The organism is Zarconia navalis LEGE 11467, from assembly GCF_015207075.1.
Taxonomy (GTDB): Bacteria; Cyanobacteriota; Cyanobacteriia; order Cyanobacteriales; family Geitlerinemataceae; genus Zarconia; species Zarconia navalis.
Window position 1 is genome coordinate 1 of the sequence record NZ_JADEXN010000222.1, and the last position, 7935, is coordinate 7935.

Below are 7935 nucleotides of genomic sequence, written 5' to 3' on the forward strand. Positions count from 1 at the left end.
TGCCTACCCCGTTTTTCCGGGGCAACCGCAGGGGGTTTGCTCCTACTCGATCGTCCCGTTATCATTTCCGTAGTAGGAGTATCCCAGATAAGTTCTATGGACTTGCTGTACCGTGCTGCTCGACCTTGCCCTCGTCTGGAAATCCCTTGAAGTCAGGATATGACTGCACCATCGTCTTGGCATAGAAAATCCCCATGCCGTAAGCTCCAGAATGCTCCTGGATGATGTCCATCATCCCTTCGTAAGTCTCCTGGTTTGCCCAATCGCGCTGCCACTCGAGTATTGTTTGTTGCCAGGTCATTGGCACTCCACCCGCTTGAATTAAACGCTGGACAGAACGCTCGTGTACTTCTTTAGTAAATGCACCAGAAGCATCCGTCACAAAATAGACTTCGTAGCCGTTCGCCAAGGCAGAGAGGGCAGGAAACGTCAGGCAAACTTCTGTCCACAGAGCTGCCATAACGAGCTTGCGTTTTCCAGTTTTCTCGACGGCTTTACGAAGATTTTCATCTTCCCAGGAGTTCATCGAGGTTCTGGCAATTGGCTTGTGGTCGGGAAAGACCGCCTGAATTTCTGGTACGATCGGTCCACTAAATGCGCGATCGGTGACCGTTGTCAGAATTGTGGGAACTCCGAATAGTTTTGCTCCTTTGGCTAATCCGACAACATTGTTAACGATCGTTTGTCGGTCGTGAGATTGCACCCCAAAGAACATCTGAGGTTCGTGGTCGATTAAAAGCAAAGCACATTCGTCAGCATTGAGAAGTGGAATGTTAATCGATTCTGCCATTGTTTAACTCCCTTTCAATAAAATGGCGGCATGGGTACGCTTGAGAAAGTCAAATTGCCCGTCAGTTAGAGCAGCACAAAACCTACTCGCACGTTATCGAGCAAGCTCTTGCGAACTATATTCTAGGCAAAGAGACTATCTAAGCTTGCATCTAGAAACTGGCATCCGAAAAAGGCTGATTTTCTCCTCAAGTGGCTAAGTTCGATCGACTTTTGTAGCCTAGGGATCTCATCCCTGCTTCGATCGAGTTTTTGTCTAATGCAGAGGACTCAGGGTTATCTAATTTCCTGGGTTTTGAATTTCCCTCAAAGGGATGAGACTGTATTCAGGATGATAAAAAAAGTCTATCGGTTAAAGGACAAACTAAAACCTTTTTCCTGATACCTTTTTTAATGACGATTGATACCCCTAAAGGTATAACGATGAATTTTAATATTGAATTGCAACATTTAGAAACATTCTTGGTCGTTTCTGAAGAGATGAATTTTCGACGGGCTGCGGAACGCTTAAACATTACCCAGCCACCACTCAGCAGACAGATTAATCGTCTTGAAACAGCCTTGGATGCTAAACTTTTCGATCGCGATCGCACAAGCGTTCAACTGACAGATGCAGGTCGGGCATTAATTACAGAGGCACGTCAAATTTTAGATCGAGTGGAACGGGGAGTCCAAACCGTGCAACAGGCAAGCCGGGGTGAAGTCGGTCAATTAATTGTTGGATTTGAAGGATCGTCTGCCTATGAAATCGTGCCTCGTCTACTGCAAATTCATCAAAAACGCTTTCCCAACGTAGACATTACCGTACGGCAGATGGCAACGGGGATGCAGCTTCAAGCACTCAGAAAAAGAGAAATTGCAGTGGGGTTCATTGTTCCGTTCGTGCAAGACGCATTGCTGACGATGGAAACAATTTTGAGAGAACCCATGATATTGGCACTACCCGAAAACCATTTGCTTGCCCAGCAAGCAGAAATCTCGTTATTAGATTTGGTAAATGAGGATTTTATCGTAGGTCCGAGAGAAAAAGGATGTGGACTTTCCGAGCGAGCGATCGCCGCCTGCCACAATGCAGGCTTTCGCCCTAAAATCATTCAAGAAACAGAAGAAATGCAGATTACCCTAGGTTTTATTGCCGTGGGATTAGGTATAGCTTTGCTGCCCACATCTTCTCAAAAATTACAGCAGTCCGGTGTCGTATATCGCCCTATTTCTTCTCCTAAACCTGAAATTGAATTAGCAATTTCTTGGCTTAGCAACAATCGATCGAATTTGTTGCAGAATTTTATAACGACAGTTCGAGAAACAATCGCATCAGATTAACTAAAAATCCCGACATTTAAGATGAAGAAGTTAAGAAAAACCTCTCAAAGGGGTTCGATCTCGTCCGAATCCGATCGCGACTCTCCCAGCGCCCCTGTACCTACCCCAGCGGCAAGGGCGCGGGATTACCCCTATGGGTTTCGCGCAAAATTGACCGGATCTTGGTCGCGGCGATGGCGAACGGGAAGCGGGGCACTCTCACCGTCGCCTGCCAATGCTGCGGTAGCCTCCAAGGATTCCCGCAATCGCTTCGCCGCGTAGATGGACATATCCCGAGGAACGTTGATGCGATCGCGCAAGTATCGCAGGGCGACATCCGAACCCTTGGGTGGTGTGGGGCTTTCCCCGGTCATCATCTGGGTGAGGGCGCAACGCAGGGCTTCATCGAACAGTTTGTCGTCGGCGGGGTTGACGCGGATAATGTTGGCGCGGTGCTTCAGGGTGCGTTGCAGGGCTTCCGTGCGGGAGGTTTCGGGTTCTGGGTAGGTGACATCGGGTAACTCGAACCAGGGGCCGTTATCCACCCGTTCTTTATTGCGTTGCATTTGGGGTTCGCCGTTTTCGTAGCAGCCGCCCATTTGAGGGGGTAAATCGTGGGCGTGGGTGTGGAAGTCGCTTTGGGTACCGCGATAGGTGGGTCGGTTTTCCATGGCATCGAACCAGGCACCAAAATGGGGGTTTTCTTCCCGCAGGGAATAGCCTTTGTAATAGTAGAGGCTGGCGTTCATCCGTTCGACGTAGGGGGTGAAGATGACATCTGCGGTGCCGAACGCTTCGAGGAAATAGGGGCCGGGGGTGCGTGCGAGGGCCTCTTCTACCATGGCGACGACTTGGGTAAACTGGTCTCGGCTGCGCTGGTCTTGTTGAGACGATCGCGCCGGATAGCACAACCAGGAACACCAAGCGCGAAACAGCAATCGTTCCAGTTGCCGTAGGGGAAGGACTTGGGGGTGTTCCATTCCCAACCCCAAGGGGCCGTAAACTTTTTCGAGGGCGATTAAGATGTCGTCGCTTTCGGTGATAATTCGATTGTCGAGTTCGATCGCTGGCAGCATTCCCGAGGGCACGATGCGCTTGTACCAGCTTTCTTTTTTCCCATAGCAAAACATCGTTACTTTTTCGATGCGGTAGGGGATTTGTTTTTCCTCCAGCCACAACCAGATTTTTTGGCAGTAGGGACACCAGGCGTGGTTGTCGCGGTAGAGGGTCACTCGCACGTCGGATTCATCGCGACCGAAGAGGCGCAAACGAGCTTGAGAGTTGGTGGGGCCGTTAACGGTATCGATGTGAAAGTCGGTGAGGGCTTCGAGTTCGGGCCAGGTGAGGGGAGTCGCAGTCATGGTAGGTGTTGGTGAATTCAATGCGATCGAATTATATATAAATGCAATTGACAATGAGTGAGTTGTTGTTCCTCTCTTTCTTTGCGATCGTCGGAATCTACAATTTTCAACCCGGCCGATCTCTGTGGATTCGAGTTAATAGTACCCGAAAGGGAGACTGGCAAATCCTCGATGACAGAAGAGACTATGAATGTGAGTCGATCGAGCAGCCGGAGTTTTTCCCACGAACTCCGGTTTCCTTTTCAAATCGATCGTTTTTTCCGGATTCCTCGAACACCTAACAGAAGTTATTCACGATGCAAGTTTTAAAAACCTGGGCGATCGCGATCGTTCTCTATTTCATTTTTTGGGCGAGTATGGGCCGACTATTTGCCCATCAATTTATGAAATTTATAACTCAATCCACCGTGCTTGTCTAGTATTAACAGGGCGATCGTCCTGTTGGAAGAGCTGGTATTCAAAATGACTTAAAAAATCGCATAATTTTTGCGATTATCGCCTATAACTTAGAGAACGTCGGGGAGCGTTCGCATCTACCAAACTAGATAGTTCTTAATGCAAAACCAGGAGATTACCCCGATGCTAACTCAAGTTTCAGAACGAACGATGCACTCCGTTCGATGGATGCTCGTCATTGGCTGGCTGCTCTTAATTATCTCGTTATTTTACGATCCGATTTCGCCGATTTTGACCGATCCGAGAAATCTGATGAGTCCCTGGCACGACCCGGCACTCTATCGATGCATAAAAGTGCAAGGAACCTGCTTGGAAGAACATCTTTATCCCCTGGGTGCGAGAATTTTTTGGGGGACGATCGTACCTAGCGGTATCGCGATCGTTTTTGTCCTCGGACATGAATTTTGGCGGCGAATTTGTCCGCTTTACTTTTTCTCCCAAATCCCTAGAGCATTGGGATGGCAACCCAAACTTAACATTCAAAAAAATCAATGGCTTCTCAAAAACCATTTATACGTGCAATTTGCTTTTCTTTTTGTGGGGCTAAGTTGCCGAATTTTGTTTGTTAACTCCGATCGCCGAATTTTGGGATGCTTTCTAATCGGAACGATTCTCGCGGCGATCGCTGTTGTTTTTCTTTATGGCGGGCGAAGTTGGTGTCATTATGTTTGTCCATTTGGTTTGGTACAAACCATTTTCACGGGAACTCGAGGTTTGTTGGGAAGTCAAGCCCATACGGTGTCCGATCGAATGGTGACGCAATCGATGTGTAGAACCATCGATCCGATAACAAAAAAAGATAAGCCAGCTTGTATCGGTTGCAAATCGCCCTGTTTGGATATTGATGCCGAACGAGCCTATTGGCAAGACTTGGGTCAGTCATGAGTCATAAGCAAATCCGGTTGGATCTGTTAGGCAGAAACTATCTTTACGATCGAATAAAATTCTAAATCCGTCATCGTGCATTCATCGATCGATTCCGTCGGATGCATTAGATAACGAGTCTCTGCGCTTTCGATCGAAAGTTTAAATTAGCCGTAACGTATTTGAATGTGAAAATTGAGAAGAAGATCGGGAAGAACTGACCTGAAAATATCATCCTGACATTGTGGTTTGCAGTTCGTAATAATGAATACGTTTGGAATAGGACGTTAGGCTTGGGGTATTTTAGTCATGACAGTCAAAACTGGAAGAAGATTCGTCCAATATGGATATGTTGGATTAGTTATCGGATATTTTGTCTACTACGGTCTTTATGCTGGCAATTTAGATTATTACTTTTCCGGTGCTTGGACTCACGAAGAAACCCAAATCGCGAAGTTATTAAATCCGGGGTTTTATCTTTTCAACCGTCCGATCTCTATTCCCAAACTCGTAGCTGTTCCCCTGACACTCTCTTTTTTTGTTCTCCTATGCTATGCCACCGGGAATCGATTGGAAAGCATTTATCGAGGATATCTCAAACATCACGATCGAGATTTTAATCCCGAGAAAGTATTACACCGCTGCTTCTCAATTGCTACTTTTCTCGCCTTCAATCTTTTCTTTATTTATGGCGGTCGTCCGGAGATTTTACGCTGGTCTGAGTCCGCACAATGGTTGTTTAATGCGGCGATCGCCATGGTTAGCACGCTGTGGCTGTATCGAAACTGGAATCGGAGTTGGGAGCAATACCAACGAGAAAGCGATGCGGAAAAACTGCGCCGCCAACTCAAAAAACTACCCCTCAATTTTCCTCAAATTTTAGATGGAAAATCTATCGACGACCTCACCCCCGAGGCCGTCTACATCTTAGCCAAAACGTTGCCGGGAATCACCCAACAAGACCGCTTGCAGATCTATCGAGGCATCTTGAAAGAGGCGATCGCCGAAGGCCGCACCAACACCGCCACCAGCCTCGAAGTCTTCGAGCAAATGCGCCAGCATCTGGGCATCGCAGATGACGAACATTACACGACGATCGCCGAACTGGGCATCGAAGATCCCGATTTACTCGACTCGCGCGGGCAACACAGTCGCGAAGAGCAGCTGCGGCTGGAAAGTTACTGCGAGGCACTCTCCTACTTGCTAATGGAGTGTATCGATCGGGGCATCCCCTACCATCGGGCCATCGAACTCAAAAGCCGCCAGGTACGGATGCTCCAGCAAGCCTACCGCATTACCGGAAACGAACACGATCGCATTTTGACCCAACTGTTCGATCGAGATAGCGATTTGCGCACCCATGCCGAAGCCTTACTCTCCCAGCTTCAAGTTTATACCTGTCGCCACCAAGCCCTGACTCACTCCGTCCCCAACCCCCACGCTGCCGCCTTCGTCTTGTTGCGATCGCTCGTCGTTCCGGTTCAACAGCGCTTAACCACCCAACTGTTGGGCATCCTCGAAATCATTGGGGAAGAAGACGATGCCATCTCCCTGGCTAAGCGGGTGGGTCTTTTGGCAGGGAATCTGCTACCCCAAATTCTGCAAGACCAGACCGCACATTGGCGATCGCGCCTGAGTCCTCATCTGGTGGAAGTTCTCGTTCCCAACTGGAAAATCGAAGAGAATCCGAGGCTTTCCACCCAACTGGGTCGTCCCATGCGATCGGATGTGGCGATCGATGTTCTGGAAGATTTAATCGGAGAACCCAATACCATCGTCCGCGCCCTGGGTCTCTACGCCTTGCACCAGCTTAAACCCGAGGGGGGTCGCCAGCAAGCCAAACACCTGCTATCTCAAGGTATCTCGGACGAATTGTCCATCGAAACCGCCAACAAAATCCTCCAGCCACGATCGCCTTTAACCACCCTAGAGCAAATGTTGCGACTGGTGAAAACAGGGCGTTTCGATGGGTTGAAGCCCCCATTGTTGATGGCGCTGGTGCGAGTTGCCACCCTAAGAACCTATCAAGCCGACGAGGTGTTGTACCACTGGGAAGAGTCCGCCGCCCAAATCTCGATCTTGATTCGCGGAAAAGCCGAGATTCAGAGCGTTGACGACCTCCAAGCCAAATCCATCGGCACGATCGTTCCCGGACAAATTATCGGCACGGATTGGGGGCAAACCCGAGAGCGAGAAGTGGCCAAAGCCGTCGCTGTCATGGATGGAACGGAAGTACTCGCCATTTCCACTGCCGATTTCGATCGCCTCCTCCACCAGCATCCCCCCCTGGCTCAAATATTTCTCATGCAGTTGAGGTGGGGACAGAGGGAAGACGCGGTGATGGGGTGATGGGGTGATGGGGTGATAGGGAGGCAGGGGAGACAAAACCATCGAATTTTCGTGTGAGTTCAAAAGTGCCCCTGTGCTAATTCCCACCAATGGTGAAAAGCGTTCCCTTGTAAAGACGGGGGGACGGGGAGATGGGGGATGAATACAACGAACTCCGTGCTTGCGAACTCCGTGCTTGCGAACTCCGCGCCTCCAAAGTCCGAATTCATAAAAACAATGCCTAAATTCATTCTCGTTCACTCAAAAAAGCCCAGCCAGACCCGAGAAGTCCATCTCAACCCCGAGATGCAACTCAACCAAGAATGTTTAATCGGGCGCGACCCCCGGTGTTGCCTGGTTCTCAACGATTCGCTAGTGAGCGCGCAGCACGGTAAAATTTGCCTGCGGCAGGGACAATATTCTTTTCAAGACTTGGGCAGTCGCAATGGTTCCCGCTTGAATAACGAAACGGTCAAATCCGGTCGCAGCTACCTGTTAAACCCCTCGGACGTGTTGCAAATCGGGCCGTTTGCGCTGTTAGTGCAATCCGAGGACGAAACCACCACTGCTCAATACGATCGCCCCCTTTCCCCTGGGGACTATATGCCGCTAGCCACCATCGAACCCACGAAAATCGATCGCTGGACTCAAGGCAAGTTAACGGTACGCTGTGCCGATGTCATCGTCGAAACCGATGATACGAAAACTTTCGTGTTTGTGGCATCGCCGCCGAGACTGTTTACTTACCAACCCGGTCAGTTTGTCACCCTGGATTTGGAAATCGGCGGCAAACGGGTGATGCGTTCCTACTCCATTTCCTCCACCCCCTCCCGTC

At 49.4% G+C, this 7935-nt stretch carries 7 protein-coding genes; 5 read left to right on the plus strand and 2 right to left on the minus strand.

Annotated features, from left to right (window positions below):
* Nucleotides 1-94: 94 nt before the first annotated feature.
* Nucleotides 95-790, minus strand: coding sequence for a hydrolase (locus tag IQ235_RS12675; protein WP_264321820.1), 696 nt, complete (start codon nucleotides 788-790; stop codon nucleotides 95-97).
* A 422-nt stretch (nucleotides 791-1212) separates the two neighbouring features.
* On the opposite strand from IQ235_RS12675, the gene IQ235_RS12680 reads away from it, so the two are divergent.
* Nucleotides 1213-2112 carry a LysR family transcriptional regulator gene (locus tag IQ235_RS12680; protein ID WP_264321821.1) on the plus strand — a complete coding sequence of 300 codons (900 nt, stop codon included), beginning with the start codon at nucleotides 1213-1215 and terminating at the stop codon, nucleotides 2110-2112.
* A gap of 131 nt (nucleotides 2113-2243) precedes the next feature.
* On the opposite strand, the gene IQ235_RS12685 is transcribed toward IQ235_RS12680, so the two are convergent.
* Nucleotides 2244-3452, minus strand: a complete 1209-nt coding sequence (locus tag IQ235_RS12685) for a glutathione S-transferase family protein (protein ID WP_264321822.1) — start codon at nucleotides 3450-3452, stop codon at nucleotides 2244-2246.
* A gap of 296 nt (nucleotides 3453-3748) precedes the next feature.
* Here IQ235_RS12685 and IQ235_RS12690 point away from each other — a divergent pair, with 296 nt between their 5' ends.
* The 4 genes from IQ235_RS12690 to IQ235_RS12705 form a co-directional block, all read left to right on the plus strand.
* Nucleotides 3749-3871 carry a hypothetical protein gene (locus IQ235_RS12690; protein ID WP_264321823.1) on the plus strand — a complete coding sequence of 41 codons (123 nt, stop codon included), beginning with the start codon at nucleotides 3749-3751 and terminating at the stop codon, nucleotides 3869-3871.
* Between the two features lie 160 nt (nucleotides 3872-4031).
* Entirely contained in the window at nucleotides 4032-4793 is a 762-nt protein-coding gene (locus IQ235_RS12695) for a 4Fe-4S binding protein (RefSeq protein WP_264321824.1), read from the plus strand.
* 288 nt (nucleotides 4794-5081) lie between these two features.
* Nucleotides 5082-7121 carry a cyclic nucleotide-binding domain-containing protein gene (locus IQ235_RS12700; RefSeq protein WP_264321825.1) on the plus strand — a complete coding sequence of 680 codons (2040 nt, stop codon included), beginning with the start codon at nucleotides 5082-5084 and terminating at the stop codon, nucleotides 7119-7121.
* Between the two features lie 216 nt (nucleotides 7122-7337).
* Nucleotides 7338-7935, plus strand: a 598-nt coding sequence (locus IQ235_RS12705; protein ID WP_264321826.1) for an FHA domain-containing protein, incomplete at its 3' end; no start/stop codon positions are given.